This window comes from Flavobacterium sp. RSB2_4_14 (assembly GCF_051547085.1).
GTDB lineage: Bacteria > Bacteroidota > Bacteroidia > Flavobacteriales > Flavobacteriaceae > Flavobacterium.
This window is the reverse complement of sequence record NZ_JBPTTL010000001.1, coordinates 559,742-585,822: the sequence shown is the minus strand read 5'-3', so window position 1 is coordinate 585,822 and position 26,081 is coordinate 559,742. Positions and strand designations below refer to the sequence as shown.

General features: G+C 33.0%; 28 protein-coding genes. 13 read left to right on the top strand and 15 right to left on the bottom strand.

The window, feature by feature from the left end:
* Positions 1-71: 71 nt before the first annotated feature.
* The 6 genes from hemF to hemA all read right to left on the bottom strand — a co-directional run bounded on the left by hemF (position 72) and on the right by hemA (position 5,419).
* The gene (gene hemF / locus ACSVH2_RS02715; RefSeq protein WP_438091624.1) at positions 72-974 is read right to left on the bottom strand and encodes an oxygen-dependent coproporphyrinogen oxidase; all 903 of its coding nucleotides are present in this window, start codon (positions 972-974) and stop codon (positions 72-74) included.
* Positions 964-1,389 carry a hypothetical protein gene (locus ACSVH2_RS02710; protein WP_438091623.1) on the bottom strand — a complete coding sequence of 142 codons (426 nt, stop codon included), beginning with the start codon at positions 1,387-1,389 and terminating at the stop codon, positions 964-966. Before ACSVH2_RS02710 ends, hemF begins: the two co-directional genes overlap by 11 nt.
* Positions 1,386-2,411 carry a uroporphyrinogen decarboxylase gene (hemE, locus tag ACSVH2_RS02705; RefSeq protein ID WP_438091622.1) on the bottom strand — a complete coding sequence of 342 codons (1,026 nt, stop codon included), beginning with the start codon at positions 2,409-2,411 and terminating at the stop codon, positions 1,386-1,388. The genes ACSVH2_RS02710 and hemE overlap by 4 nt, the downstream gene beginning before the upstream one ends.
* A 74-nt stretch (positions 2,412-2,485) precedes the next feature.
* Entirely contained in the window at positions 2,486-3,157 is a 672-nt protein-coding gene (locus ACSVH2_RS02700; protein ID WP_438091621.1) for a uroporphyrinogen-III synthase, read from the bottom strand.
* Positions 3,158-3,237: 80 nt separating this feature from the next.
* Entirely contained in the window at positions 3,238-4,161 is a 924-nt protein-coding gene (gene hemC / locus ACSVH2_RS02695; RefSeq protein ID WP_438092251.1) for a hydroxymethylbilane synthase, read from the bottom strand.
* A 1-nt stretch (position 4,162) separates the two neighbouring features.
* The gene (hemA, locus tag ACSVH2_RS02690; RefSeq protein ID WP_438091620.1) at positions 4,163-5,419 is read right to left on the bottom strand and encodes a glutamyl-tRNA reductase; all 1,257 of its coding nucleotides are present in this window, start codon (positions 5,417-5,419) and stop codon (positions 4,163-4,165) included.
* A gap of 228 nt (positions 5,420-5,647) precedes the next feature.
* Here hemA and ACSVH2_RS02685 point away from each other — a divergent pair, with 228 nt between their 5' ends.
* The 6 genes from ACSVH2_RS02685 (at position 5,648) to ACSVH2_RS02660 (ending at position 10,727) form a co-directional block, all read left to right on the top strand.
* The gene (locus ACSVH2_RS02685) at positions 5,648-6,520 is read left to right on the top strand and encodes a helix-turn-helix transcriptional regulator (RefSeq protein WP_438091619.1); all 873 of its coding nucleotides are present in this window, start codon (positions 5,648-5,650) and stop codon (positions 6,518-6,520) included.
* An 83-nt stretch (positions 6,521-6,603) separates the two neighbouring features.
* Positions 6,604-7,617: a ferrochelatase gene (gene hemH, locus ACSVH2_RS02680; protein ID WP_438091618.1), complete on the top strand. Its 1,014-nt coding sequence runs from the start codon at positions 6,604-6,606 to the stop codon at positions 7,615-7,617.
* Between the two features lie 39 nt (positions 7,618-7,656).
* Complete coding sequence (locus ACSVH2_RS02675) at positions 7,657-7,911, top strand: hypothetical protein (protein ID WP_438091617.1); 255 nt, start codon at positions 7,657-7,659, stop codon at positions 7,909-7,911.
* Between the two features lie 3 nt (positions 7,912-7,914).
* A complete protein-coding gene (locus ACSVH2_RS02670; RefSeq protein ID WP_438091616.1) occupies positions 7,915-8,460 on the top strand; it encodes a CopD family protein in 546 nt (181 codons plus the stop codon).
* A gap of 60 nt (positions 8,461-8,520) precedes the next feature.
* Positions 8,521-9,933, top strand: a complete 1,413-nt coding sequence (locus ACSVH2_RS02665; protein WP_438092250.1) for a sensor histidine kinase — start codon at positions 8,521-8,523, stop codon at positions 9,931-9,933.
* A gap of 11 nt (positions 9,934-9,944) precedes the next feature.
* On the top strand, positions 9,945-10,727 hold the full coding sequence (locus ACSVH2_RS02660) for an enoyl-CoA hydratase/isomerase family protein (RefSeq protein ID WP_438091615.1): 783 nt from the start codon (positions 9,945-9,947) through the stop codon (positions 10,725-10,727).
* Between the two features lie 33 nt (positions 10,728-10,760).
* On the opposite strand, the gene ACSVH2_RS02655 is transcribed toward ACSVH2_RS02660, so the two are convergent.
* From ACSVH2_RS02655 to ACSVH2_RS02645, 3 genes are read right to left on the bottom strand one after another with little or no spacing between them, the layout of a single operon-like run.
* Positions 10,761-11,417 carry an HD domain-containing protein gene (locus tag ACSVH2_RS02655; protein ID WP_438091614.1) on the bottom strand — a complete coding sequence of 219 codons (657 nt, stop codon included), beginning with the start codon at positions 11,415-11,417 and terminating at the stop codon, positions 10,761-10,763.
* A gap of 54 nt (positions 11,418-11,471) precedes the next feature.
* The gene (locus tag ACSVH2_RS02650; RefSeq protein WP_438091613.1) at positions 11,472-12,452 is read right to left on the bottom strand and encodes an acyl-ACP desaturase; all 981 of its coding nucleotides are present in this window, start codon (positions 12,450-12,452) and stop codon (positions 11,472-11,474) included.
* A 56-nt stretch (positions 12,453-12,508) separates the two neighbouring features.
* Positions 12,509-13,243 carry a lysophospholipid acyltransferase family protein gene (locus ACSVH2_RS02645; RefSeq protein ID WP_438091612.1) on the bottom strand — a complete coding sequence of 245 codons (735 nt, stop codon included), beginning with the start codon at positions 13,241-13,243 and terminating at the stop codon, positions 12,509-12,511.
* A 124-nt stretch (positions 13,244-13,367) separates the two neighbouring features.
* Between ACSVH2_RS02645 and recA the strand changes: the two genes are divergently transcribed.
* The 4 genes from recA to ACSVH2_RS02625 all read left to right on the top strand — a co-directional run bounded on the left by recA (position 13,368) and on the right by ACSVH2_RS02625 (position 16,988).
* A complete protein-coding gene (gene recA, locus ACSVH2_RS02640; RefSeq protein WP_438091611.1) occupies positions 13,368-14,372 on the top strand; it encodes a recombinase RecA in 1,005 nt (334 codons plus the stop codon).
* Between the two features lie 101 nt (positions 14,373-14,473).
* On the top strand, positions 14,474-14,881 hold the full coding sequence (locus ACSVH2_RS02635; protein ID WP_438091610.1) for a hypothetical protein: 408 nt from the start codon (positions 14,474-14,476) through the stop codon (positions 14,879-14,881).
* Positions 14,882-14,901: 20 nt separating this feature from the next.
* Positions 14,902-15,453, top strand: a complete 552-nt coding sequence (locus tag ACSVH2_RS02630; RefSeq protein ID WP_438091609.1) for an RNA polymerase sigma factor — start codon at positions 14,902-14,904, stop codon at positions 15,451-15,453.
* Positions 15,450-16,988 (top strand): hypothetical protein, encoded by a 1,539-nt coding sequence (locus tag ACSVH2_RS02625; protein ID WP_438091608.1) that lies wholly within the window; start codon positions 15,450-15,452, stop codon positions 16,986-16,988. The genes ACSVH2_RS02630 and ACSVH2_RS02625 overlap by 4 nt, the downstream gene beginning before the upstream one ends.
* An 84-nt stretch (positions 16,989-17,072) precedes the next feature.
* Here ACSVH2_RS02625 and ACSVH2_RS02620 read toward each other — a convergent pair whose 3' ends face one another.
* Entirely contained in the window at positions 17,073-17,810 is a 738-nt protein-coding gene (locus ACSVH2_RS02620; RefSeq protein WP_438091607.1) for a lysophospholipid acyltransferase family protein, read from the bottom strand.
* A 73-nt stretch (positions 17,811-17,883) separates the two neighbouring features.
* Here ACSVH2_RS02620 and trpS point away from each other — a divergent pair, with 73 nt between their 5' ends.
* Positions 17,884-18,867, top strand: a complete 984-nt coding sequence (trpS, locus tag ACSVH2_RS02615) for a tryptophan--tRNA ligase (protein WP_438091606.1) — start codon at positions 17,884-17,886, stop codon at positions 18,865-18,867.
* On the opposite strand, the gene dprA is transcribed toward trpS, so the two are convergent.
* Positions 18,864-19,967, bottom strand: a complete 1,104-nt coding sequence (gene dprA / locus ACSVH2_RS02610; RefSeq protein WP_438091605.1) for a DNA-processing protein DprA — start codon at positions 19,965-19,967, stop codon at positions 18,864-18,866. The two genes, trpS and dprA, sit on opposite strands and share 4 nt — an antisense overlap.
* A 102-nt stretch (positions 19,968-20,069) precedes the next feature.
* On the opposite strand from dprA, the gene ACSVH2_RS02605 reads away from it, so the two are divergent.
* Together ACSVH2_RS02605 and ACSVH2_RS02600 are read left to right on the top strand one after the other, a co-directional pair.
* Positions 20,070-21,011, top strand: a complete 942-nt coding sequence (locus ACSVH2_RS02605) for an SPOR domain-containing protein (RefSeq protein WP_438091604.1) — start codon at positions 20,070-20,072, stop codon at positions 21,009-21,011.
* Between the two features lie 61 nt (positions 21,012-21,072).
* Complete coding sequence (locus ACSVH2_RS02600) at positions 21,073-21,582, top strand: acyl-CoA thioesterase (protein WP_438091603.1); 510 nt, start codon at positions 21,073-21,075, stop codon at positions 21,580-21,582.
* 55 nt (positions 21,583-21,637) lie between these two features.
* Here ACSVH2_RS02600 and ACSVH2_RS02595 read toward each other — a convergent pair whose 3' ends face one another.
* The 4 genes from ACSVH2_RS02595 to ACSVH2_RS02580 are packed head-to-tail and all read right to left on the bottom strand — an operon-like array spanning position 21,638 to position 26,068.
* On the bottom strand, positions 21,638-22,894 hold the full coding sequence (locus ACSVH2_RS02595; protein ID WP_438091602.1) for a murein hydrolase activator EnvC family protein: 1,257 nt from the start codon (positions 22,892-22,894) through the stop codon (positions 21,638-21,640).
* A gap of 23 nt (positions 22,895-22,917) precedes the next feature.
* A complete protein-coding gene (locus ACSVH2_RS02590) occupies positions 22,918-23,703 on the bottom strand; it encodes a DUF4292 domain-containing protein (protein ID WP_438091601.1) in 786 nt (261 codons plus the stop codon).
* On the bottom strand, positions 23,703-25,052 hold the full coding sequence (locus ACSVH2_RS02585) for a tetratricopeptide repeat protein (RefSeq protein WP_438091600.1): 1,350 nt from the start codon (positions 25,050-25,052) through the stop codon (positions 23,703-23,705). Before ACSVH2_RS02585 ends, ACSVH2_RS02590 begins: the two co-directional genes overlap by 1 nt.
* 5 nt (positions 25,053-25,057) lie before the next feature.
* The gene (locus tag ACSVH2_RS02580; RefSeq protein WP_438091599.1) at positions 25,058-26,068 is read right to left on the bottom strand and encodes a sugar phosphate nucleotidyltransferase; all 1,011 of its coding nucleotides are present in this window, start codon (positions 26,066-26,068) and stop codon (positions 25,058-25,060) included.
* Positions 26,069-26,081 lie beyond the last annotated feature (13 nt).

Sequence of the window (26,081 nt, the reverse complement as noted above, 5' to 3'; positions counted from 1 at the left end):
TTTTAACCATTAAGAGATTAAGTTTCATTAAGAGTTTGACTTAATTTTTCTTAATTTCTTAATGGTTTAATTTATATCCAATTTTTTGGTTTTTCTAATACTTTAATTAATTTTTCTTCTTCACTTCCTTTTTCTGGATGATGGTCATAAACCCATTGCACGTGTGGCGGTAAACTCATCAAAATACTTTCAATTCTTCCGTTGGTTTTTAAGCCAAATAAAGTGCCTTTATCGTGTACTAAATTAAACTCAACATAACGACCACGACGGATTTCTTGCCAAGTTTTTTGTTCAGCTGAATAGGGTAAACTTTTTCTTCTTTCCACGATTGGAACATACGCTTCGAGGAAACTATTCCCAACTTCAGTGACGAAATTGAACCAATCTTCCATTGACATTTGTTCATCTGCTTTGCAATAATCAAAGAACAATCCGCCAATTCCACGAGCTTCGTTGCGATGTGCATTCCAAAAATAATTGTCACATTGTTTTTTATATTTTGGATAAAATTCTGGATTGTGTTTGTCGCAAGCGGTTTTACACGTTTGATGAAAATGTTTTCCGTCTTCTTCAAATAAATAATAAGGTGTTAAATCTTGTCCACCACCAAACCAACTATTAATTATATTTCCGTTATCATCATACATTTCAAAATACCGCCAATTGGCATGAACCGTTGGCGCCATTGGGCTTTTTGGATGAATAACCAAACTCAATCCGCACGCAAAAAAATCAGCTTCACCAACGTTGAATAGTTTCTGCATCGAATCGGGTAATTTGCCATGAACGGCTGAAATATTTACACCGCCTTTTTCAAAAACTTTTCCGTTTTCTATAACTCTAGTTCTTCCACCACCACCTTCTGGTCGTTCCCAAATGTCCTCGCGGAATTTGGCAACTCCATCAACTTCTTCTAGTTTGGAAGTGATTTGGTTTTGGAGGTTTTGGATGTAGGTGTAGAATTTATTTCTCATTTTTCTCTTTGTACATTTTTGTTAAAATCCATACTATAAAAGTCAGACTGATAACATTTGGTAATATTCCGATAAGCCATTCTCCTATATTTCCATCGCCAAAAAGAACTCTTTCCCAAGCACCTTTTGTTCCAACGTAAGAAATAAATAAAATATTACCAAGTAATCCAGATCCTAATAACATTAAATTTAACTTGTAATAACGCTTTTGTAATCCTCGTAACATTGATAACAAACCCAAATAGCCACAAATACCTAAAGAAAAACAAAATAATATTGGAATTTCATCTAACAAATTGGATAGATTTATTTCCGATAAAGTAAGCCAACCAAAAAGTAAAGTTAAAAATAACCAATACGTTGCGGGAATAAGTCCCAATAAAACAAACAATATATAGAACTTTTTATTCATCATTTTTGGTACTCTTTCACCGCTTCTACAAAAGCCTTCGCGTGATCTACTGGAATGTTTGGTAAAATTCCGTGACCAAGGTTTACGATGTAATTGTCTTTGCCAAATTCATTTATCATTTGGTGTACCATTTTTTTAATGGTTGGAATTGGGGAAAGTAAACGACTTGGGTCGAAGTTTCCTTGTAAGGTGATTTTTCCGCCTGTTAGATATCTTGCATTTCTTGCTGAACATGTCCAATCTACTCCAATTGCTGATGCTTTTGATTTTGCCATGTCGCCAAGAGCAAACCAACATCCTTTTCCGAATAAAATTACTTTGGTGTCTTCGGCTAATGCTTCCACTATTTGGTTAATGTATTGCCATGAAAATTCTTGATAATCAACTGGCGAAAGCATTCCTCCCCAAGAATCGAAAATCTGAATGGCATTACAGCCTGCTTTTACTTTTTCTTTTAAATATAAGATTGTTGTATCGGTGATTTTTTGTAATAAGGTGTGCGCTGCCACTGGATTAGAGAAACAAAATCCTTTGGCGGTATCAAAACTTTTTGACCCTTTTCCTTCCACTACGTAGCAAAAAATTGTCCATGGTGAACCCGCAAAACCAATTAAAGGAACCTCATCGTTTAGCATTTCTTTAGTTAATTTGATGGCATCAAAAACATAGCCTAACGTTTCATGAACATCGGGAACAATAACTTGATTTACTTGTTCCATCGTACGGATTGGGTTTGGGATTATTGGTCCCAAATTGTCTTTTAATTCCACATGAATTCCCATAGCTCTTGGCACTACTAAAATATCAGAAAATAAAATAGCCGCATCTGGTTTTACAATTCTTATGGGTTGAACTGTAATTTCTGCTGCTAATTCAGGAGTTTCGCAACGCGTGAAGAAATCATATTTATCGCGCAACGCTCTGAATTCTGGTAAATATCTTCCCGCTTGACGCATCATCCAAACTGGTGGACGTTCAACGGTTTCATTATTTAAGGCTCTTAAAAATAGGTCGTTCTTTAACATTGTTTATCTTTTTTGCCACGAATTTCACGAATTATCACGAATTATTTCTCGCAAAGTCGCAAAGCCGCGAAGTTTTAATTGTTGTAATATTCTATGACTTCATCAATCACATTTTCAACTGATGGTTTGTCTGCAATTATGATGTTTTTTATTTTCTTATTTTCTAATGCTTCTGCTGTGGTTTCGCCTATGCAAAAACAAGTTTCGTCTTTTATGGTATTCAATTTCAAATAACTTTCGACAGCTGATGGACTGAAAAATAATATTCCATCTACTTTACTTTTTATTTTTTTTGAAGTTATGTTGGTTTCATAAACTTCGATTTCATTAAAAGTGATGCCGTTTTCTTTTAATGTGTTTGGTAAAACATCTCTACGCAAATTTCCGCTAAAAAAGGTATAACTTTCTTTGTTGTAAATCAATGAAATTATCTCAGCCAAATCAGCTGCATAACCTGTGTAGGCAATAACATTAAACCCATTTTCAGTTAATAAATCCTTAGTTTTCATTCCAACTGCAAAAACATTTTTGCTTTTTAATTCATTCCATTTTGGGTGTTGTAAAATACTTTGAACAGCGTTTTGACTTGTGAAAATTAGAGCCTCCCCTAACCCCTCCAAAGGAGGGGAAAGAAATGTAGTTTTTATAAAATCTTCTTCAATAAGATGAATATTGGCGTCGAATAAATATTGCTTTTGATTGGGTAAAAGCTTTTTGGTGGATAGTATGTTGATTTGTTTTGTCATTGTTTGTTTTTAAACCATTTAGATAGTTAAGAAAATTAAGTGTAAAAACTTAATGAAACTTAATCTCTTGATGGTTTATTTTACTTCTTCAACTGTTGTTTAATTTCTTTCATTAATTCTGTTCCGCCATTGTTTAAAATTTCTTGAGCAACATTGAAACCTAGTTTTTTCCATTCAGATATGTCAACTGTTTTTTCAATTTCTAATTTTTGTTTGCCGTCGATTGATAGTAAAACTCCATTAAAATTTATGGTGTCCTCATTCTCGTTATATTTTGCTAAAGCTCCAATTGGTGCTGTACAACCGCCTTCTAGAGTTTTTAAAAATTGTCTTTCGATGTAAGTACAAATCTCGGTTTCAATATCATTTAATTGAGCAACTGCATCTATAGTATAATTATCATTTCCCATCGCTAAAACTACCATTGCACCTTGTGCTGGCGCTGGAATCATCCAATCGAGATTGATAAAATTTTCGGGTTTTAAATTAATTCGTTCTAATCCTGCTGCTGCAAAAACAGCTCCATTCCAATTGTTATCGTTTAGTTTATGCATTCTGGTATTCACGTTTCCACGTAAATCAACCACAGTATGATTGGGATATTTATTCCACCATTGTGCTTGACGGCGCAAACTTCCTGTAGCAATTGTAGCTTCTTTTTCTAGAAAACCGGTGTTTCCTTTGTGAACTAAAATGTCTAAAACATTGGCTCTTTCTAAAACGGCCGCTTGGATAATTCCTTGTGGCAAAGCTGTTGGCACGTCTTTCATAGAATGCACTGCAATATCCACTTGACCGTTAATCATGGCAATGTCTAATGTTTTGGTAAAAATTCCGGTGATTCCAAGTTCGTAAAGTGGCTTGTCAAGAATAATATCGCCTTGAGATTTTACGGCAATAATTTCGGTTTTATGTCCTAAATCGTTTAGTTTTTTTTCAACGGTTTTAGCTTGCCAAAGTGCTAGTTCGCTATCGCGAGTTCCTATTCTGATTGTTTTGGCCATTCTATTTTGAAGTGGTTTGTATCTGAAAAACTTTCTCAATCCATTCAATACTTTCATCCACCATGGTGTTATCATCTTTTAAATGATTGGCAAAATGATTAGTAATTTTTTGAATAATTCTGGCGCTTATTAGTTCGGCTTGTTCTTCATCAAAATTGGATATTTTTTTGCGTTGAACATTTAATTCACCTTCTTTGATGGTATTCAGTTTTTGTTTTAGCGCATGAATAGTTGGGGCAAATTTTCTTTGTTTGGTCCAAGCTATAAACTCATCTTTAATTTCCTCGATGATGGCTTCAGCAGCTGGAATATGTTTTTTTCGGTTTTCCAATGTTTCATCGGTCATTTGTGATAAATGATCCATGTGAATTAATGTTACACCTTCGATATCCTGAACATTTTCGTTTACATTTTTTGGAATCGATAAATCCAAAATCAATAATGGTTTTTTTAGATTTAAAATGGTTTTATCTACTGTTGGATTATGCGCTCCAGTTGCCACAACTAAAACATCAGCTTTTTGAATTTCGAGTTGCAAGTCGGAGTAATCTTTTACCACTACATCTAGTTTTCGTGCTAATTTTTCCGCTTTGTCTTTGGTGCGATTGATTAAGGTAATTTGCTCGTGTTTGGTATGTTTTACTAAATTTTCACAAGTGTTTCTTCCAATTTTTCCAGTGCCAAAAAGTAAAATATTTTTGTTGGCAATGTCTTCAACATTATTAAATATATAACGAACGGAAGCGAAGGAAACGGAGGTTGCGCCAGAAGAAATTTCGGTTTCATTTTTAATTTTTTTGCTTGTTTGGATCACGGCATTTACCAATCGCTCCATAAAAGCATTCACCAAATTCATCGATTTACTCTCAACAAAAGCCGATTTTATTTGGCTAATAATTTCAAAATCTCCTAAAATTTGACTGTCTAAACCGGTTCCAACACGAAACATATAAGTAACCGCTTCTTGGTTTTTATAAATGTAAGCCACTTTTTGGAAATCTTCCACAGTGCCGTTACTATTATCGCAAAGTAATTTGATTAATTGAAAAGGATGTTGAGCAAAACCATAGATTTCAGTACGGTTACACGTTGAAGTTACGATTAAGGATTCGATGCCTTCGCTTTGTGCTTGCGCCAAAACATTCCTTTTTCCGTTATCATCCAAGCTAAATTTGCCTCTTATATCGGCATCGGCTTTCTTGTAACTTAAGCCAACAGCGTAAAAAGTACTATGTTTTGAAATGTTTCCGTTTTCCATATTATGCTCTTTCCCTAAAAGACGAGCAAAGTTATTGTTAAGCTTATTACAAAAGTAACGCTAAAAGAACTTTTTGTGTCGCTGTGAGATATTTTTTAAGTCAATCGTATTTATATCGTTATTTCTTTTAATTTTGTGCTAAAATCAAGTAACTGATTTATTCTAATATAGATTTGTTCTAAATAATAACGAGTATTATTTGCTTTTTCTTTTTCAAAAAATATCGCTATGGGTTCTAAAGAAATAATAACAATTGAAAATGATTTTACCCTAATTCGTTTTCAAAATGATACTGATGAAGTTTCTACATTCCAAAGTCCTGTGACAATGGGGTTAATCCAATTTCATTTTGGATTAAAGGGATGTGCCAAGTTTATTTTTAATAATGGTAATTACACTTTAGATTTGAATGAGGAAAAATGTCTTCTGTTTTATAATCCAGAAAAAGAGTTGCCACTGAATGTTGAAATTGCTCCAAAATCGTGGTTGATTACCATATTGGTTTCTATCAAAAAATTTCATGGCCTTTTCACTACCGATGCCGAACATATTCCGTTTTTGAGTAAGGAAAATAAAGATAAAAAATATTATAACGAAAGTGATATCAGTCCATCGATGGCGATTGTTTTGAACCAAATGTTCCATTACAACCTAAATCCGTCGATAAAAAATTTGTATTACAAAGGCAAAGGATATGAGTTGCTGAGTTTATTTTTTAATAGAAATGAAGACCCAAATGCAGAACAATGCCCTTTTTTGATTGACGAAGAAAATGTATTGAAAATCAAAAAAGCGAAAGAAATTATTATTGCCAATATGGCTGAACCACCAAGTTTAGAGTCGTTAGCGAACCAAGTTGGGCTTACTTTGAAAAAACTTAAAATGGGTTTCAAACAAATATATGGCGATACCGTTTATGGTTTTCTTTTTGATTACAAAATGGATTACGCCCGACAATTATTAGACTCTGGTTCTTATAACGTGAATGAAGTAGGATTAAAAATTGGTTACAGCACAGGAAGTCATTTTATTGCCGCTTTCAAAAAGAAATTTGCTACAACACCAAAGAAATATTTGATGTCATTAAGTCAAAATAATTAAATAGATTAAAAATATCAGAATGATAAAAATATCTCTGCCAAAATTTAAATCTTTGACAGAGAGAAATCAAAAAAATGAAAACTATGAAAGGAGTATTATTAGTTAATTTAGGTTCACCCGAAAGTCCAACTGCTAAGGATGTTAAACCCTATTTAGACGAATTTTTAATGGACAAATACGTGATTGACGTGCCATTTTTACTTCGTGCATTATTAGTTCGGGGTATTATTTTGCAAACAAGACCAAAAAAATCAGCAGAAGCTTACAGTAGAATTTGGACCGATGAAGGTTCTCCTTTGATTGTGATTTCAAAAAAAATGCATCAAAAGGTTCAAAAACTAGTTAATATTCCAGTGGCTTTAGCGATGCGTTACGGAACGATGACTATCCAAAAAGGATTGCAAGAGTTAAAAGATAAAGGCGTAACCGAGGTAATGCTTTTCCCGTTGTATCCTCAACACGCTATGGCTTCAACAACGACTATTTTAGTTTTAGCAGAAGAATTGCGCCAGAAGTTTTTTCCTGAAATGAAGTTTACCATTGTTCCAGCATTTTATAATAAACCCGATTATATTCAGGCATTAGCCAATTCAATAAAAAAACATTTGGAAGGATTTGACTATGATCATTTATTGTTTTCCTATCATGGAATCCCAAAACGCCATATTCGCAAAACTGATGTTACCAAATCGCATTGTAAAATGGATCGCACTTGCTGTAACACACCTTCGCCAGCACACGAATTTTGTTATAGTCACCAATGTTATGAAACCACAAAACAAGTAGTCAAATTATTGGGAATACCAGAAGGAAAATACAGCCAAACCTTTCAATCACGCTTAGCCGGCGATAAATGGTTAACGCCTTACACTGATTTTGAAATCAACAAAATGCCAGAAAAAGGTATTAAAAAATTAGCTGTTGTAACGCCAGCTTTTGTTGCTGATTGTTTGGAAACTTTGGAGGAAATTGCCATGGAAGCCAACGAACAATTTTTGCACCATGGTGGTGAAGAATTTCTGGCCATTCCGTGTATGAATGATGAAGACGAATGGTGTGGTGTGGTTGCGAATTGGATTGAGGATTGGAAAAAATAAATTTCATATCGCTTTTAAATGATAAGATTTCTTGAAAAAATGACCGAAATAATTGGTTGGATGCAAATTATGATTTCGCCTTCATTAATTGGATTGGTGATTGGTTTTCTAGTGTATTATAATATTCCAAATACTATTGGATTTATAATATGCTGTTCAATAGCTTTATTAGGTATTTTTATAGGTGTTAAATTAGCTACTAAAAAATTCAAGACATCAGGTACCGTTGATTTTGTGTCAAGAGTTCATGCTTCACCAGAACTTGATGATATATCCGATATTCATAATAAATAATAAATGGAACTCTATAATTACATAAAATCACTTCACTTAATTTTTGTCATCACTTGGTTTGCGGGTTTGTTTTATATTGTTCGCCTATTTGTATATCAAATTGAAGCCAACGATAAACCTTCTCCTGAAAAAGAAATTCTGCAAAAGCAATACAAAATAATGACCTATAGATTGTGGTATATCATCACTTGGCCAAGTGCTATTTTAGCAACACTTTTCGCTATTTGGTTACTAATCTTGATGCCTGCTTGGTTACAAATGCCATGGATGCACGTGAAACTTGGGTTTGTCGTGTTGTTAATTGCTTATCAAATAAAATGTCATTTGATTTATACAGAATTGCAAAATGATGTGTTTAAGTATTCTTCAAATTTTATGCGACTGTGGAATGAAGGCGCAACGATTATCTTGTTTGCAGTGGTTTTTTTAGTAATTTTAAAAAATGCTTTCAACTGGATTTATGGTGTAGTAGGTATTGTTTTATTTTCAGTTTTAATAATGCTGGGATTCAAATTTTACAAAAGAATAAGAGAAAAAAACAAATCCTAAACTATGTTCAACGGATTTAAAATGTCAATGTTATCACTTCGAATTAGGATTTTCCTATCGATGATTATATTGATATTAATTGCTTCTATTTTGATGGCTTCCATTTCGATTATTCAATTTAAAAACGAAGCCAAAGATTACCATCAAGAGCGTTTAGACCGAAAAGAGTTTGCCATAAAAGAACACATTAATTATGTACTTTCTACCACAACTTATCCATTAACTCCAGATAATCTTCCGCTGATTTTCAAAGACAAAATTCACGAGTTAGCTGATATTCACAATCTCGAAATCAATATTTATTCACTTGAAGGAAAACTTGTTAAATCTTCTAAAGCTAAATTTTCGGTGGATAAAGTGGCACCGCCAATCCCAAATTACATATTGAAACTCGTTCAATCTTCGGTTGAAAAAAGATATGTCGATATTAAAAATATTGACGGTGTAAAAAACCGTTCTTCCTACAGTCAAATCAAAGACGACAAGTTCAAACCATTAGGTATTTTGAACATTCCTTATGTAGAAGACGATGGTTTTTATGAAACCGAATTGCGTCAATTTTTGCTGCGATTAAGTCAAGTGTACTCTTTCATGTTGATTATTGCCTTTGCTTTAGCCTATTTTCTTTCGAGCTATATCACCAAATCCTTAAAAACCATTTCCGACAAAATCAATGAAACGAGTTTGAACCAAAAGAATGAAAAAATCGTTATTGAAGCCAATAGTCGTGAAATAAATTCCTTGATTAATGCCTACAATCAAATGGTGGACAAACTTGAGGAAAGTGCCACCATGTTAGCACAAAGTGAACGTGAACAAGCTTGGCGCGAAATGGCAAAACAAGTAGCGCATGAAATCAAAAATCCACTAACACCAATGCGATTAACGGTTCAAAGTTTTCAGCGAAAATTTGACCCCAACGATCCAAATTTGAAACAAAAACTCGACGATTATTCTAAGACATTAATACAGCAAATTGATACTATGAGTGCTGTGGCTTCTGCGTTTTCCAACTTTGCTTCGATGCCAGCACAACAAAATGAAAACCTCAACGTAGTAGATGTTGTAGAATTGGCATTAGATATTTTTAATGAAGATTTCATCATTTTTGAAAGTAATAAAGAAGAAATTATTTCAAAATTGGACAGAACACAATTGATTAGAATCATCACCAACTTGGTGAAAAATGCTATTCAATCAATTCCTGAAGAGCAAGACGAAAAAGAAATTTTAGTTTCTGTACAAGAGATGGATGACAATGTTATTATTAAGGTAAAAGACAATGGTATTGGGATTGAAACCGCAAATATTGAACACGTTTTTGAACCAAAATTCACCACCAAAACTAGCGGTATGGGATTGGGATTGGGAATAATAAAAAATATTATAGAAAATTATAAAGGAACCATTACTTTTGAAACAGAACTTGGAAAAGGTTCCACTTTCATTGTGTCGCTTCCTATTGTGAAATAAAAATTTAAACTATGAACTTCGAAAACATACTCGTAGCCGTTGAAAACGGCATTGGACAAATCACCATCAATCGCCCATCAAAATTGAATGCACTCAATGTAAAAACGATTCAAGAATTACATGATGCCTTTGAAAACCTTGAAAACACTAATGAGGTAAGAGTGATAATAATTACAGGCGAAGGTGAAAAAGCGTTTGTTGCTGGCGCAGATATTTCGGAATTTGCCAATTTTTCAGTAGAAGAAGGAGCACAATTAGCCGCACAAGGACAAGAATTATTATTTGATTTTGTCGAAAATTTGAAAACTCCAGTAATTGCCGCAGTCAATGGTTTTGCTCTTGGCGGTGGATTAGAATTAGCGATGTCATGCCATTTCCGAATTGCTTCAGATAACGCTAAAATGGGTTTGCCTGAGGTTTCTCTTGGGGTAATTCCGGGTTATGGTGGAACGCAACGTTTACCTCAATTAATTGGAAAAGGTCGCGCCATGGAAATGATTATGACTGCTGGAATGATTGATGCCGAAACCGCCAAAAACTATGGCTTAGTAAATCACGTTGTCCCTCAAGCTGAATTATTAGAATTTACTAAAAGCATTGCTGCTAAAATCATGCGAAATTCACCAATGGCAATAGGAAAAGCAATAAAAGCGGTAAATGCTAACTTCAAAGATGGTATAAACGGTTTTGAAACCGAAATTAGAAACTTTGGAAAATGCTTTGGTACGGAAGATTTTAAAGAAGGTACAACTGCATTTTTAGAAAAAAGAAAAGCTAGTTTTAATGGTAAATAAATACTAAAAAGAGATCCCGATTGGTTCTCTTTTTTATTTTTCACCTTCCCACTCAGCATAAAACTGCGAAAGGAAATTTTCCATATACTTATGTCGCTCTAAGGCGATTTTCTGTCCTGTTTCAGTATTCATTTTGTCTTTTAACAACAGTAGTTTTTCATAAAAATGGTTAAGCGTAGGCGAATCACTATTTTTATATTCTTCTTTGGTCATGTTCAAATTGGGAGCAATCGCAGGATTATAAAGTGCTCTATTCTTAAACCCACCATAATTGAATGTTCTAGCAATGCCAATAGCGCCAATCGCATCTAATCGGTCAGCATCTTGCACGATTTTTAATTCTTTTGTCCCGAAGTCTCGGGATAATTTTTTCTCGAAATTTCCTCCTTTAAAAGAAATGTTTTCAATGATATTGATAACATGATTAATGATTTTTTGATCAAGATTTTCATTTTCTAGAAAAGCACGAGCGGTTTTTGGTCCAATAGTTTCATCGCCATCGTGAAATTTACTATCGGCTATATCATGAAGTAAAGCGCTAAGTTTTACAACTGTCAAATCACAAACTTCCTCACGAGCAATTAGTAAAGCATTTTTATAAACACGTTCAATGTGAAACCAATCATGTCCACCTTCTGCATTTTCTAACTGTTGTTTTACAAAAAGAATGGTTTTATCTATTATTGACATTTATTATGATTTAAAAAATCCTTTCTTTTCGGAAAGGATTTAAAATTTGTCTTATTATGCAGGAACAACCCATTTGAATTTATAATTTTCCTCTGGAAGTACTAACCGTTCAGAAATCTTTGCCATTCTTCCAGGCAATTTCATTAAATAATCACGTGCTTTTTCGGCTTCATCATTTAGACCTGCAATTTTGTCTATTTCCCATTTGTCTAATAATTTTTGAAGAATTTCAACATAATCATTAGCGGTATAAACGCCTAATTTTTGAGCTGAATCTGAAAAATGATTAAAAGCGGAGCTGATTGTTTGTCCAGACTCTCTCAAGAAATGTGCTGGCATTGTAATTTTTTGTTTCATCATATATTGAAACGCCAACATCATTTCAGAAGGGTCAACTTTGAAAATCTGATTAATAAATTCTGAATAGGCATGATGATGACGCATTTCATCGCCTGCAATCATTTTACAAGCTTTTGATAATTTGGTGTCACCGTATTGTTTTGCTATTTGAGAAACTCTATTGTGAGAAACATAAGTAGCTAGTTCTTGAAAACTCGTGTAAACAAAGTTCTTATAAGGATCTTTTCCTGTACCAATATCAAAACCATCGTTAATTAAATGTTGTGTCGTAATTTCTACTTCACGCATGTTAATTCTTCCCGATAAGTACAAATATTTATTCAATAAATCGCCATGACGGTTCTCTTCTCCAGTCCATTGACGCACCCATTTTGACCAACCATTTCTACCTTCATTATTAACACCTTCCACTTCCATTAACCACGACTCGTAGGTAGGCAAAGCTTCTTCGGTTATAGTATCGCCAACCATCGCTACCCAAAAATCATAGGGTAAATCTTTGGCAATTTCTTGTAATTCTTTTACTTCTTCAAAGAAATTTTCACTTTGAGAATCGGGTAAAAAATCTGACGGTTGCCAAATTTTCTCCACAGGAATTAAAAATTGATCAACAAAACCATCAACCTTGTTTTCTAGAAATTGCATTACTTCTAGACGGATATTTTTTATAGACATTTTTATTTTAAAATTTTAGAATTGGGGTTTAGGATTAAATCTAAACACAAATTTTATTATACTTTAACTGAGTTTACTACTGCACTTTCTGTTTTTTGCATGATTTCTTCAAACGAAAAGTCGGCAACTGCAATTGGCTCATGAATGATAAATTGCAAATGATTTCCTAAACCCATCGGAAACGCACCAAATTTAACCATTTTCCATGAATTATTAATAGTTATTGGCACAACATAAGCAGATGGCGCATATTTACATAGAATTTTTAAACCACTTTGAGCAAACTCTTTCGGTTTCCCGTCTTTACTTCGTGTTCCTTCTGGAAAAATAACTGCCGAACGGTTGTGTTTTTCTATGTATTCTGACAATCCTTTGATTAACGGAATGGCTTGTTTTGGATCTTTTCTATCGATTAAAATTGAACCACCATGACGCAAATTATAAGAAACACTTGGAATGCCTTTTCCTAATTCTTTTTTGCTAACAAACTTAGCATGAAATCGTCGTAAATACCAAATAATTCCTATGATATCATACAAACTCTGATGATTGGCCACAAAAATTATTGGAGCATCTTTTGGAATTAATTCTTTGTTTTCAAAAGTATAAGTAGTTCCTAAAATATTAGTGCATTTGGTTAGAAAGAAATTCAAATAATCGACACTTTTTTTATGTGCTTGATACCCAAAAACGTTGAAACAAACCCATTGTATAGGATGAAAAATAACCAATGTCAATCCGAAACACAAATAATATAGGATCGAAATTGGATAGGATAGAAGTTTTTCCATGACTTGAAAATTGAAAGCAAAAATAGAAAATATATTTGTCTTATAGATTGTTTATAATTCTTAAAAAATTGAGTGAATACACATCAAAAAAAGCATTATTTTTATGCCACTAAATTTTAAAAAAATGAGTTCAGAAAAAGAAGCCAAATTAAAAGCATTACAACTTACGCTTGATAAATTAGACAAAGCTTACGGAAAAGGAACCGTAATGAAAATGGGTGATAAAGCGGTGGAAGAAGTAGAAGTTATACCTTCTGGTTCGCTTGGTCTCGATTTAGCATTAGGCGTAAACGGTTATCCAAGAGGAAGAGTTATAGAAATATATGGTCCAGAATCGTCTGGTAAAACAACGCTAACCTTACACGCCATTGCCGAAGCACAAAAAGCAGGTGGCATTGCTGCTTTTATTGATGCAGAACATGCTTTCGATAGAAATTATGCTCAAAAATTAGGAGTAGATATTGAAAATTTAATCATTTCTCAACCTGATAATGGAGAACAAGCACTTGAAATTGCAGAAAACCTTATCCGTTCTGGCGCAATTGATATCGTGGTGATTGACTCGGTTGCTGCCTTAACTCCTAAAAGCGAAATTGAAGGCGAAATGGGTGATTCTAAAATGGGATTGCACGCTCGTTTGATGTCACAAGCATTGAGAAAATTAACAGGAACTATTAGCAAAACACATTGTACGGTTTTCTTCATCAATCAGTTGAGAGAAAAAATAGGTGTAATGTTTGGAAATCCAGAAACAACAACTGGAGGAAATGCTTTGAAATTTTATGCTTCAGTTCGATTGGATATTCGTCGTTCTTCACAAATAAAAGATGGTGAAAATGTTATTGGAAACAGAACGAAAGTAAAAGTGGTAAAAAACAAAGTAGCGCCACCTTTTAAAACTGCCGAATTCGATATTATGTATGGAGAAGGTGTTTCTAAAACGGGTGAAATACTAGACTTAGCCGTAGAATTTGAAATTATTAAAAAAGCAGGTTCATGGTTTAGTTATGGTGAAACTAAATTAGGACAAGGAAGAGATGCTGTGAAAGCTTTAATAAAAGACAATCCAGAATTAGCCGATGAACTAGAACAAAAAATAAAAGATCTCATTAAGGAGAACAATGCTTAAACCTAAAACCCGTCTTGTAAAAAACTAGACGGGTTTTTTTTATTACCTTAACGCAACCTTTTACATTAAAATACATCTACAACTAAAATATTATGACTATTATGAAAAAATTAATTACCCTTTTATCCTTGTTTTTTTTATTCAATTCATGTACTCCAGATAATAACAACGATTATTTGTTCGAATTATTACCTGTACAAAGTGTAGAAATCCCAACAGAATTTACGCTTGGAGAAACATACCAAATAAAAATGTATTACATAAGACCAACATCATGTCATAGTTTCAGTTCCTATTATTATGATAAAGATTTAAATGTTAGGACAATTGCAATTGAAAGTGCTGTTTTACAAGGAAGTACATGTGAAGACACGCCAACAGATTTAGTGGAGTGCAGTTTCAACTTTTTAGTGACTAGTAATGGTTCTTATATTTTTAAATTTTACCAAGGACAAGACGCAAATGGAGAAAATATTTTCCTTGAATATGAAGTGCCCGTGACGAATTAATAACAATCAATTTTTGAAAATTGGAGATAAAACAACTCATCAATGATTGCAAAAACAATAATAGAAAAGCACAAGAACAGTTGTACCGATTATACGCGCCAAAACTGTTTGCTGTTTGCTTAAAATATTCACGCAGTTATAGTGAGGCACAAGACCATTTACAAGATGGATTTTTAATTATTTTCGATAAAATTGGTCAGTTTTCGTTCAAAGGTTCCTTTGATGGATGGTTAAAAAGAATAATGATAAACAATGTATTGCAACAATACAGGAGTGAAACTTTTTTAAGTTTAGTAAAAGAAGAGATTCCAGAAGAGATTGAAATTGAAATAGATGATGAAAATATATCTTTGGATTATTTACTAAAGATTATTCAGGAATTGCCCGATAGATATCGATTAGTATTTAATCTTTATGTACTTGATGGTTATTCACATCAAGAAATTGCAGAAATGCTAAATGTGAATATTGGAACATCAAAATCCAATTTGGCTCGAGCTAAAATGATTTTAAGAGAAAAAATAGAACACTATAAAAACGAAGAAAACAAAATATTTCCTTCAGCAAAATGAGTGATAAAAACAATATAGAACGTCTTTTTCAAGAAAAATTCAAAGATTTCGAAGCAAATCCTGCTGATAAAGTTTGGGGGAATATTGAAGCAAAACTAGAGGAAAAGAAGCGAAAAAGGGTTATTCCTTTTTGGTGGAAATTATCTGGCGTTGCCGCTGTCTTTATTATTGGTTTTTTTATTTCGAAAGCAGTTTTTACTGAAAATAGCAACGTTAATAATCCAATTAGTACCGAAAACCCAATTGTAACAGATGGAAATTCAAATCGCCAAAAAGAAAACACAATAAACAATAATTCTACTGAAAAGGCAACAGGTGTTAATTCAAGTACTAAAACTTCTACTGGTGCAGTTGTTACTAATTCATCAAATAAAAACACTACAAAACAAATTAATAAAAAAGGAAATTCAAGAACAATCACTACCAAAACGACTATTGCTGTTCTAAAAAATGAGAAAACACTTTCCTCTAAAAACAAATTGAATGGAAAGAAAAACAATACTTCAGTATCAGTAACTGAAACTATTCCTAGCAAAACCGAAAGTAATATAGCCGAAAATAAAGAAACCTATTCGGCTACAGATAAGACAATTGTTACAACTGAAATTTCACCAAACAAAACAAATTCAATACCGAATAGTAAAAGCATCAATCTTGATGAATTAAAAAATAATAACTCAATCGCTACTACAGAAATTGATAAAAAAGCTAACGATTCTGTTATAAAAAACAGTGTTGTTACCAATGCGTTGGAAGAATTGCTAAATGAAAAAGAAAGCAAAACAAAGCAGGAATCTAAAATAAATAGGTGGCAACTTACCTCAAATGTTGCCCCTGTTTTTTTAGGTTCAATTTCAAATGGCTCTCCTATCGACTCGATGCTTGTGAATAATTCAAAATCATATAATACTAGTGTTGGTTTTGGCCTTGGCGTGAGTTATGCCGTGAATTCAAAACTTTCGGTTAGAACAGGATTAAACAAACTCAACATGAGTTATAACACCAATGATATTTTATTTTTTGCTGGAATTGAATCTAAACCTTTAAAAAATGTTTCTCCCAAAGCTTCGAGTGCAATGATACAAGTGCAAAGCAATGTTACATCCAATAATCAAAATATTGCTAATTCAGAAACTGCCATGTTGCCTTTTGAAAATTCTATTGTAAGTAAACATGAAGGATACCTTAATCAAGAAATTGGTTATATAGAAATGCCCATGGAAATGACTTATGCTGTAGTTGATAAAAAATTTGGATTGAAAGTTATAGGAGGTTTTAGCACTTTATTCCTTCAGGATAATTCCATTACAATAGTTTCAGATAATGGAAACACGTTGTTAGGCGAAGCCAATAATTTGAACAACATCCATTTTAGTACAAATCTTGGAGTCGGAATGAAATATAGTTTTATGAAATCTTTTGAATTCAATATTGAACCAACTATTAAATATCAGTTAAATACTTTCAGCTCAAATGCAGGTGATTTCAAACCCTATATTTTTGGAATCTACAGTGGCGTTAGTTATAGATTTTAGTTTGTTAAGAGGTTAAAATTAGTTAAGTGGTGTTATTGCTTCCGAGTAATAACAGAAAAGAGTCTCAAAATTTTGGGACTCTTTTTATTTTAAATCGTTTTGTAATTCATTTAAAATTACATTTCGAACTGCTTCTTTTACTGTTTTTTTATATTCTGGTTCTTGATTTTTGGTTTCAAAAAAACGATGCACTTTAACCCGCATCAATCCTGGTCTTCCACTGAAAAAAGTATAGGAGAAAAGTTTTTTGTTGTCATAAAATGTCATTGGCACAATTGGGATTTCATGCTCAACAGCCAAACGAAATGCACCATCTTTGAAGGAATCTAAAAAAACACTTTCATCAGGAACGCCACCTTCGGGAAAAATACAGATACTCAATCCTTGGTTTAATCTATTTTGAGCACGTTCAAAAACCTGCATTCTACTTTTAGAACTGCTTCGGTCAACAAGAATACAAGTTCGTTTGTAAAAAAACCCAAATAAAGGAATTTTGGAAAGCTCTTTTTTCCCCACAAAAACAAAAGGATTTTCTATACAAGAAAGCATCAACATAATATCAGCCATCGAAGTATGATTAGCAACAAACATGTAGCTTTCTCCTTCTTTGGGTTTCTGTTCAAATTCAACTTTAGTTCTAAAACCCATGCCAAAGAGAATGAATTTTGCCCAAATTCGAGCCATGACAAAAAAGAAAGGATACCATTTTTCAGAAAGGATAGATATAAAAAGAAATGGGAACATAACGATTATAGGAATCGCCATCAAAATGTAGAACCAAACGCGATACAATATCCAAAAAACAATTTTCAATGCTCTCATAGTGTCAAATGTAATGAAAGGTATGCAATTTTTAATACAAAGGTTTAACTTTGCGATTAGAAAAATTTTGAAAATGTCAAAAATATTAACCGGAATTCAAAGTACAGGAACACCACATTTAGGGAATCTTTTAGGTGCAATCATCCCTGCCATTAAACTATCTGAAAATCCTAAAAACGAGTCGTTTCTTTTTATCGCTGATTTGCATTCGATTACGCAAATAAAAAACGGAGACGAACTTCGTCAAAACACTTATAGTACTGCTGCCGTATGGTTAGCTTGTGGTTTAGACGTCAGTAAAGTTATTTTTTATCGTCAAAGTGATGTGCCTCAAACTGCTGAATTATCTTGGTATTTGAGCTGTTTTTTTCCCTTTCAACGGTTGACATTAGCACATTCATTCAAAGACAAAGCAGATAGATTAGAAGATGTCAATGCAGGTTTGTTTTCCTATCCAATGTTAATGGCTGCAGATATTTTGTTATATGATGCTAATTTTGTTCCTGTGGGAAAAGATCAAATGCAACACATCGAAATCACTCGCGATGTAGCTTCACGTTTCAATCATCAAATGGGAGAAACTTTTGTAATTCCAGAAGGAAAAGTGCAGGAAGAAACCATGTATGTTCCCGGAACTGATGGTTTTAAAATGAGTAAATCTCGTGGCAATATCATCAACATTTTCTTGGATGATAAAGCTTTGCGTAAGCAAATCATGAGCATCGAAACCGATAGTACGCCACTAGAAGAACCAAAAAATCCTGAAACTTGTAAAATATTTGGCATCTATAAATTAGTTGCCAATGCAGAGCAAATTGCAGACATGAAAAATAAATATGCTAACGCGAATAGAGATTTTGGTTATGGTCATGCCAAGCAACTATTATTCGAATTAATCTTTGAAAAGTTCAAAACTGAAAGAGAAAAGTATAATTATTACATGAGTAATTTATCCGAAGTTGATGTTTTATTAAAACAAGGCGCTACAAAAGCTGGAGCAATTGCCGATGGTGTTTTGCAAAGAGTGAGAGAAAAATTAGGGTTCGAAAATTTTTAAACCGCTTCAAATAATTTCCCTGGCAAAGGACGAATAACACCTTTTAATTCCATATTCAATAGGATTGATGAAATTCTATAAATAGGAAAATCACATTCCAAGGCAACTATATCCAATAGTTGCTTTCCGTTTTTTTGGAGGTAATCGTAAATTTTTTGTTCGTCGATATCCAAGGAAACAAAGAGTTGTTTTTGAACAGGTTTGTTTGCTTTAGTTTCCAATTCCCAATTCAAACAATACACCAAATCGGCTGCGGAAGTCAATAAATTAGCCCGTTGTGTTTTGATTAAATCATTACATCCTTGACTGAATTTATCAGTAATTCTTCCTGGCACAGCAAACACATCACGACTGTAATCGTTAGCCAAATTTGCCGTGATCAACGAACCACCTTTCTCGGCACTTTCTATAACAATAGTAGCTTCACTCATTCCGGATACAATTCTATTTCGACGCACAAAATTTTCTTTATCTGGATTGGAATTACTCCAAAATTCGGTTAAAAATCCGCCGTTTTGTTCCATCTTGGCAACATACTTTTTATGTGTTTTAGGATAAATTTGGTTTAAACCATGAGCCAAAACACCAATAGTTTGCAAATTATTATCCATTGCCGCTTGATGTGCAATTATGTCAACACCATAAGCAAAACCGCTAACAATTATTGGGTTAAAAATGGCTAAATCTTCAATTAGTTTTTTACAAAATTCTGTTCCGTAAGAAGTGATTTGTCGTGTGCCGACAATGCTGATTAACTTTCTGTTTTCGAAATTGATATTCCCTGCTGAAAACAGTAAAATTGGTCCGTCAATACAATGTTTTAATTTATCAGGATAATTGTCATTTTGATAAAACAAAACATTATAATTTTCATTCTGAATAACTTGCAACTCCTGTTCTGCCTTTTCAAAAATGGTTTTATCTTTTAAATTTTTAATCAAAACCTCTCCTATTCCGTCAATGGCTTTTAATTGATTGGCTTTGGTATTGAAAATATTTTCAGCTGACCCACAATGATTTATGAGTTTTTTGGCCACAATATCGCCTACTCCTTCTACTCTTAATAATGCTAAAATATGAAATAACTCTGTTGAATTCATGTATTGAAATTACTACACAAATTACTAATTTTTTATTTGAATTGTTAATAAAATTTGTGAATATTTTTTTGATACTACTATTGTTTCTCTAAATTTGTTGATATGAAGATTGAACAATACATTTCCCAATTATTATACCGTTATCAGTGTGTTACCGTTCCTGGATTTGGTGCTTTTTTAACCGAATTCCAGTCAGCACAGTTGGATGAAAATTCCCATTCATTTTATCCACCAAAAAAAATGATTTCGTTCAATCCTTATCTAAAAAATAACGATGGATTATTGGCAAATCATTTGGCACAAGCCGAAAAAATGTCCTATGAAATTGCAGTAAATGCCATTCAAAATGAGGTGTCACATTGGAAAACCAAAATTCAGGAGTTTGGTCATTTTTCCGTTAAAAACATTGGTGATTTTTCTTTAAACGCCGAAAAAAATTTAGTTTTTGTTCCGGTTGATCAAATCAATTATTTGAAAGAATCCTTTGGATTGTCTTCCTTTGTTTCTCCATCAATAAAACGCGCAGAATACAAAGAACTCGTTGAAACGATGGAAGAGAAAGCGCCAATTGCTTTTACTCCAGAAAGACGAAGAAATTTTTCTGCATTGAAATATGCAGCAATTTTTACAGTTTCTTTAGGATTGATGGGTGTTTTAGGATATAAATTATACGAAAATTATTTAAACCAAATTGAACAAGAAACACTCATTGTACAGTCAAATGTTCAGAAAAAAATAAATCAAAAAATCCAAGAAGCAACTTTCTTTATTGACAATCCTCTACCAAGTGTGACGTTAACAGTTCCAAGTGAGAAAAGACCTTATCATGTTGTTGCTGGTGCATTTAGACTTGAAACCAATGCTGAAAATGCTTATAACTCACTATTGAAATTAGGATTTAAAGCCAAGAGATTACCTGCTAATAAGCATGGTTTATTCCCAGTTTTGTATGGCAGTTATTCCTCCTATTCCGAAGCTCGTGAAGCCATGAAAGACATTCAAAAACTAGACAATAAAGACGCTTGGTTATTGATACAAGAATAAAATTATCCCGATTTCTCGGGATTTTTTGTTTTCAGTAATTACCTTTGTGAAAAAATTGGAAATGAACCCAAAACATCCTTCAGAGTCTTTAACCATTTTAACCGATCTAGTTTTACCAAGTGAAACAAACCCTTTAAATAATCTTTTTGGTGGCGAATTACTAGCAAGAATGGACAGAGCAGCAAGTATTGCAGCACGAAGACATTCTCGTAGAATTGTAGTAACAGCTTCGGTAAATCATGTGGCTTTTAATAAAGCTATTCCGCTTGGAAGTGTGGTTACTGTAGAAGCCAAAGTATCGAGAGCTTTTACTTCTTCTATGGAAATTTATATAGATGTTTGGATTGAAGATAGAGAATCTGGTGTTAGAACCAAGGCAAATGAAGCTATTTATACTTTTGTGGCGGTAAACGAAACTGGAAGTCCAGTTACTGTTCCGCAAATAGTTCCCGAAACTGAATTGGAAAAATCGAGATATGATGCTGCTTTAAGAAGAAAACAATTGAGCTTGGTTTTAGCTGGTAAAATGAATCCTCACGATGCTACTGAATTAAAAGCATTGTTTTTATAATAAAAAATGCCCCAAATAGTTAAAAACTGTTTGGGGCATTTTAATTTTGCTGTTTTTATCTTCCAGATAACCAACTTGTAGGATTAAAATAAGTGGTGTTTTGTGAAACCATAAACTTGAGAATTGTTTTTCCATCGCCATCTGTTCTAATTTTTCCTAAACTTTGTTTTGCCGAAACTTTATCCCCAACTTGTACGTTTACAGAACTCAAGTTTTGATAAATGGTAAAAAAGTCTCCATGTTTTACAATAACCGCTTTTTTCAAAGGTGTAATTAATTGCACTTGCGTAACTTCTCCAGAAAATACTGCTCTCGCATTGGAACCACTTTCTGTAGAAATTTCTATACCGCTATTGTGCACCATTAATGTTTTAAAAATTGGATGTGGTTGATCTCCATAACCCAATGATATCGCTCCTTTTTCAACTGGCCAAGGTAAAGATCCTTTGTTTGATTTGAAATTATCAGAAACCAATTTTCCTTCTGGAGTTAAGACAATTTTTGTAGATGTTTCAATTGCTTTCTTTTCGGCGGCAGTAGCTTTTGGATTTGCTTTGGCATTGGCTGCTGCTGTTTTTTTATTGGCAGAAGCAATGGCTTCGCGAATTAATTTTTGAATTTGAGCATCAATTTTTTTGCTTTCCTGTTGTTTTTTCTTTATTTCTGCGGTAATTTTTCCTTTATCTTTCTTGATTTGATTGGCAATTTTTTCTTGTTCTTGCTTCTCTTTTACAAGTTCTTGTTTCTCTTTTTCGTTTTCAACAATCAGCTTTTCCTTTTCGCTTTTTTGAGCCCCAATTTTACTATTATACTCTACTAATTGGTTTGTTTTTCCTTTGATTTCCTCGCCTTGCATTTTTCTATAACTAGCATATTGTTTCATATACTGCGCTCTTTTATAAGCTTGTAGAAAATTTTGTGATGATAATAAAAACATAGCACGACTTTGCTCTGAGCGACTTTTATATGACTTTAGAATCATTTCGGCATAATCTTTCCTTAATTGGTCCAAATCGCGATTGAGTTGGTTTATTTTTAATTGATTTGTATAAATATCGTTACTCAAAAGTTTTGTTTGCTTCTCTGTGGTTTTAATCAATTTTTCTTTTAACCCAATTTTTTCTTTTTGAATCATTAACTGCGTGACAATCGATTTTTCTTTGCTCTTTACCGATTGTAACAATTGCTCTTTTTCTTGAATTTCCAGTTGAATCTTTGCCTTTCTTTCTTCAAGTTGTTCCTGTGTTGTCGGTTGACTCCACAAGGAAGATGTGGCGCACAAAAAGAGTAGTATTAAAAAGATTTTTGGCATAATAGGAAGTTTTTTTGGCACGTCTATTTTATAAAAATTCTATCATATCCGTCAGGAACACTGTAGGGAAATGAAAGTTCTTCATTAAATGTTATTGAATTATAATCTATTGAAATTTCTGTTTTTCCTTTCTTTTGCACTGCATTTATAAACAAACTTGAGGGTAAAAAGGCTGAAGTAAAATCTTGAAAATTAGAATAATTAACTTCAAACATTCTTTGTTTTTCGGCTTGTACTATTTGTTGTTGTTTTAGCAAATATTTTTCTGTTTCAAACGAAAATGATTTTTCAGTATTATCCTCTACATTATTCAATTTATAAAACTTGTCTATTGAAACAGTGGTATAGTTTCCTTTTGTCATATCATCAATAGGTTCACCAAGTAACATATTTTGTACTTTCTTAAAGTCTAAATCAGTTCCAAGCCATTGACTCAATGACTGGTAATCGCCTTCAAAATAGGTTCCGTTCATTTTTTCATAATACTTCACTTGGTTTGGGGTAATCAATGCCTTTGCCATAGTAATTCCAAGAAATCGTATGCTTACTAAAATCTTTTCGTCTTTCTTAATTTTGATTTCGGCAGATACGTTTTGGGATTGATTAACGTCTTTATATTTTGCGTTTGACCTAATGTATAACGTAGAAAACTCGTTTTTATTATTGTAATGATTCTGAATAATTTTATCAGAACTCATCATTTTCTCATTATTAGTTGCATTCTTTGAATCTTTTGCATCAGCAAGAACTGCTTTTGATTTGCACGATATCAATAGAATGACCGCCAACAAATAACTCCAGTTTTTCATTATTTTTTCTTCTTTTTTATAAGTTCATTGGCTTTAGTAAAATATTTTTCTTTTTTCTTCATATCGCCCAATCCATTGTAAGACTCGCCCAATTGAATATTGAAATTTATTTCTAAATCCAGATTATCTATTACAAAATCCAAGCCAGTTTCAAGAAACTCTGCGGCTTTCTTATAATTAGTCAACTGATTGTTTGCCAAACCTGCATAATAATAAAACTCTGGCTGTGTTGGGAAAAGTTGTGTCAATTCGTCTGCTTTCTTTGATAAAATATCAAACTGCAGCTTTTCGGTATATGCCTGAAGCAACAAAAGTTGGGTTTCAATATCTTCTGTTGCATTTTTTAAATGCATTTCAAAATACTTGATGGCTTTGTCCCAATTGGCTTTTAAATAATAAAACTTACCTATTTCTTTGGCCACTTTTACCTCTTTGTCGTCGTCAAAATAGGAAATGGCTTTGTCTAAATCTGGTTCGTATTTTGGATTGTTTTTGGTAAAGATTAAAAACTCATTCAGTATTCGATGTTTAATTTTTGGATCTATTTTTTTACTTGGTAAAACGATATTCATAGCTTTTACAGCATTGTCTCCATCATTATTATTCAAATGAAATTTAAACAAACTCACTTGTGCCCAATCGGAAGTTGGAATGGCAGCTTCTAATTTCTTGGCGATTTCTAGCGCTTTTTCTTCTTGATTGCTTTGTGAATACAAATAAATTAAGGCAACATAATTGGATTCTTCTTTTGGGTTTTTCTTTATTTGTTCCAATAAATTATTCTTTTCAGCCGTTTGATATTTGGCATCTTTTAGAATGTCGGCTTTGTATAATTCTCGTTTTTCTGATTTCCCTACTCTATCATTCAACTCATTAATTAATTCCAATGCTTTGTCAAACTGTTGTGTATTCATATAAAGTGAAACCAAGTCTTCTTTATAATCTTCTTTGAATTCAACCAACTTTTCTACCACTACTATTGCTTGATTGTAATCGTGTGTGGCATAGCAAACATCATACATTCCTACCCAAGCCCAACGGTTTTTGGGATCCATTTGGGTTACTTTTTCAAAATTGTCATAGGCGTCTTTATATTTTTTTTGAGACAAATAATTTTTACCTAATTCAAAATACACCACTGCATTATTGGGCTCCAATTCTTTGCATTGTTGTAACGCTTCGAGCGCTTTGTCATAATTTTCAATGCTTTTTTGTTTTAAAGACTCATAAAAATAATTTTGGAATTTATTATCGATAGTCGCCACGTCTTCTGGTTCTGTTTGAGCCATAAACGTATTTGGAATAAAAATTACTCCCAACATCAACCAATAAATTCTAAATTTTTTCATTTTTTTTATTCTAAAACGGAATAATCTCCTATGCTGATACTCGTAAAATCACCATCAAAACTAGCATGATTTCCTATCATGGCATTATCTAAATGAGCATTTTTTATGTGAGCGTGTGTTTGTACCAAACTGTTTTTAATTGTTGTGTTTTGAACATGACAACCATCGCCCAAAGACACGTTTGGACCTACAGTAGCATTTATTAAAACTACATCTTTCCCAATATAACACGGAGGAATTATGGTTGAATTCTCCAATTTTACATCATAATCAACCAAATGTTCTCCATCATTGTGTAAAAATCCTAACATTCTGCTATTGGTTTCTACCGTAACGTCTTTATTTCCACAATCCATCCACTCGTCTACTTTTCCTGGAACAAATTTCATGCCTTTTGCCATCATTTGCTTTATTCCATCGTTAATTTGGTATTCGCCACCGTGAATAATGTTGTTGTCTAAAACATATTGTAATTCATTCTTTAAAACGGCAACATCTTTAAAATAATAAATCCCAATAACCGCAAGGTCAGAAACAAATTCCTTTGGTTTCTCTACCAATTCCACTATTTCGTTGTTCTCGTTCAAGTTGATAACCCCAAATGCTTCTGGATGATCCACTTGTTTTACCCAAATAACACTATCGGCAGAAGTATCTAAATCAAAATCGGCACGAATTAATGTATCAGCATAAGCAATAACGGCTGGTCCATCTAATGAGTCTTTAGCGCACATAATAGCATGTCCTGTACCTAAAGCTTCGTTTTGATAATAAATAGTTCCTCTTGCTCCTAACTTTTGAGCTATAGCAATGAGTTCTTCTTCTACTTTTTTGCCAAAACTTTCATGAATAATAAAAGCTATTTCTTCAATATCTTGATTTAAAACACCAGCAATATCTTCGACTAAACGGTGAACTATTGGTTTTCCTGCAACAGGAATTAAGGGTTTTGGAATAGTTAAAGTGTGCGGGCGAAGACGGGATCCGCGTCCTGCCATTGGTACTATTATTTTCATTTGTTTTTCTATT

What these genes read in the sequence shown, in the direction of transcription:
- ACSVH2_RS02670 (WP_438091616.1), top strand. Translation starts at nt 7,915, where the DNA reads ATGGAACTCTATAATTACATAAAATCACTTCACTTAATTTTTGTCATC.
- trpS (WP_438091606.1), top strand. Translation starts at nt 17,884, where the DNA reads ATGTCAAAAATATTAACCGGAATTCAAAGTACAGGAACACCACATTTA.
- ACSVH2_RS02595 (WP_438091602.1), bottom strand. Translation starts at nt 22,894, where the DNA reads ATGCCAAAAATCTTTTTAATACTACTCTTTTTGTGCGCCACATCTTCC.
- ACSVH2_RS02665 (WP_438092250.1), top strand. Translation starts at nt 8,521, where the DNA reads ATGATTATATTGATATTAATTGCTTCTATTTTGATGGCTTCCATTTCG.
- ACSVH2_RS02590 (WP_438091601.1), bottom strand. Translation starts at nt 23,703, where the DNA reads ATGAAAAACTGGAGTTATTTGTTGGCGGTCATTCTATTGATATCGTGC.
- ACSVH2_RS02625 (WP_438091608.1), top strand. Translation starts at nt 15,450, where the DNA reads ATGAGTGATAAAAACAATATAGAACGTCTTTTTCAAGAAAAATTCAAA.
- ACSVH2_RS02655 (WP_438091614.1), bottom strand. Translation starts at nt 11,417, where the DNA reads ATGTCAATAATAGATAAAACCATTCTTTTTGTAAAACAACAGTTAGAA.
- ACSVH2_RS02685 (WP_438091619.1), top strand. Translation starts at nt 5,648, where the DNA reads ATGGGTTCTAAAGAAATAATAACAATTGAAAATGATTTTACCCTAATT.
- ACSVH2_RS02710 (WP_438091623.1), bottom strand. Translation starts at nt 1,389, where the DNA reads ATGATGAATAAAAAGTTCTATATATTGTTTGTTTTATTGGGACTTATT.
- hemA (WP_438091620.1), bottom strand. Translation starts at nt 5,419, where the DNA reads ATGGAAAACGGAAACATTTCAAAACATAGTACTTTTTACGCTGTTGGC.
- ACSVH2_RS02605 (WP_438091604.1), top strand. Translation starts at nt 20,070, where the DNA reads ATGAAGATTGAACAATACATTTCCCAATTATTATACCGTTATCAGTGT.
- ACSVH2_RS02600 (WP_438091603.1), top strand. Translation starts at nt 21,073, where the DNA reads ATGAACCCAAAACATCCTTCAGAGTCTTTAACCATTTTAACCGATCTA.
- ACSVH2_RS02580 (WP_438091599.1), bottom strand. Translation starts at nt 26,068, where the DNA reads ATGAAAATAATAGTACCAATGGCAGGACGCGGATCCCGTCTTCGCCCG.
- dprA (WP_438091605.1), bottom strand. Translation starts at nt 19,967, where the DNA reads ATGAATTCAACAGAGTTATTTCATATTTTAGCATTATTAAGAGTAGAA.
- hemH (WP_438091618.1), top strand. Translation starts at nt 6,604, where the DNA reads ATGAAAGGAGTATTATTAGTTAATTTAGGTTCACCCGAAAGTCCAACT.
- ACSVH2_RS02660 (WP_438091615.1), top strand. Translation starts at nt 9,945, where the DNA reads ATGAACTTCGAAAACATACTCGTAGCCGTTGAAAACGGCATTGGACAA.
- ACSVH2_RS02645 (WP_438091612.1), bottom strand. Translation starts at nt 13,243, where the DNA reads ATGGAAAAACTTCTATCCTATCCAATTTCGATCCTATATTATTTGTGT.
- ACSVH2_RS02675 (WP_438091617.1), top strand. Translation starts at nt 7,657, where the DNA reads ATGACCGAAATAATTGGTTGGATGCAAATTATGATTTCGCCTTCATTA.
- recA (WP_438091611.1), top strand. Translation starts at nt 13,368, where the DNA reads ATGAGTTCAGAAAAAGAAGCCAAATTAAAAGCATTACAACTTACGCTT.
- hemE (WP_438091622.1), bottom strand. Translation starts at nt 2,411, where the DNA reads ATGTTAAAGAACGACCTATTTTTAAGAGCCTTAAATAATGAAACCGTT.
- ACSVH2_RS02700 (WP_438091621.1), bottom strand. Translation starts at nt 3,157, where the DNA reads ATGACAAAACAAATCAACATACTATCCACCAAAAAGCTTTTACCCAAT.
- ACSVH2_RS02585 (WP_438091600.1), bottom strand. Translation starts at nt 25,052, where the DNA reads ATGAAAAAATTTAGAATTTATTGGTTGATGTTGGGAGTAATTTTTATT.
- hemF (WP_438091624.1), bottom strand. Translation starts at nt 974, where the DNA reads ATGAGAAATAAATTCTACACCTACATCCAAAACCTCCAAAACCAAATC.
- ACSVH2_RS02650 (WP_438091613.1), bottom strand. Translation starts at nt 12,452, where the DNA reads ATGTCTATAAAAAATATCCGTCTAGAAGTAATGCAATTTCTAGAAAAC.
- ACSVH2_RS02620 (WP_438091607.1), bottom strand. Translation starts at nt 17,810, where the DNA reads ATGAGAGCATTGAAAATTGTTTTTTGGATATTGTATCGCGTTTGGTTC.
- hemC (WP_438092251.1), bottom strand. Translation starts at nt 4,161, where the DNA reads ATGGCCAAAACAATCAGAATAGGAACTCGCGATAGCGAACTAGCACTT.
- ACSVH2_RS02635 (WP_438091610.1), top strand. Translation starts at nt 14,474, where the DNA reads ATGAAAAAATTAATTACCCTTTTATCCTTGTTTTTTTTATTCAATTCA.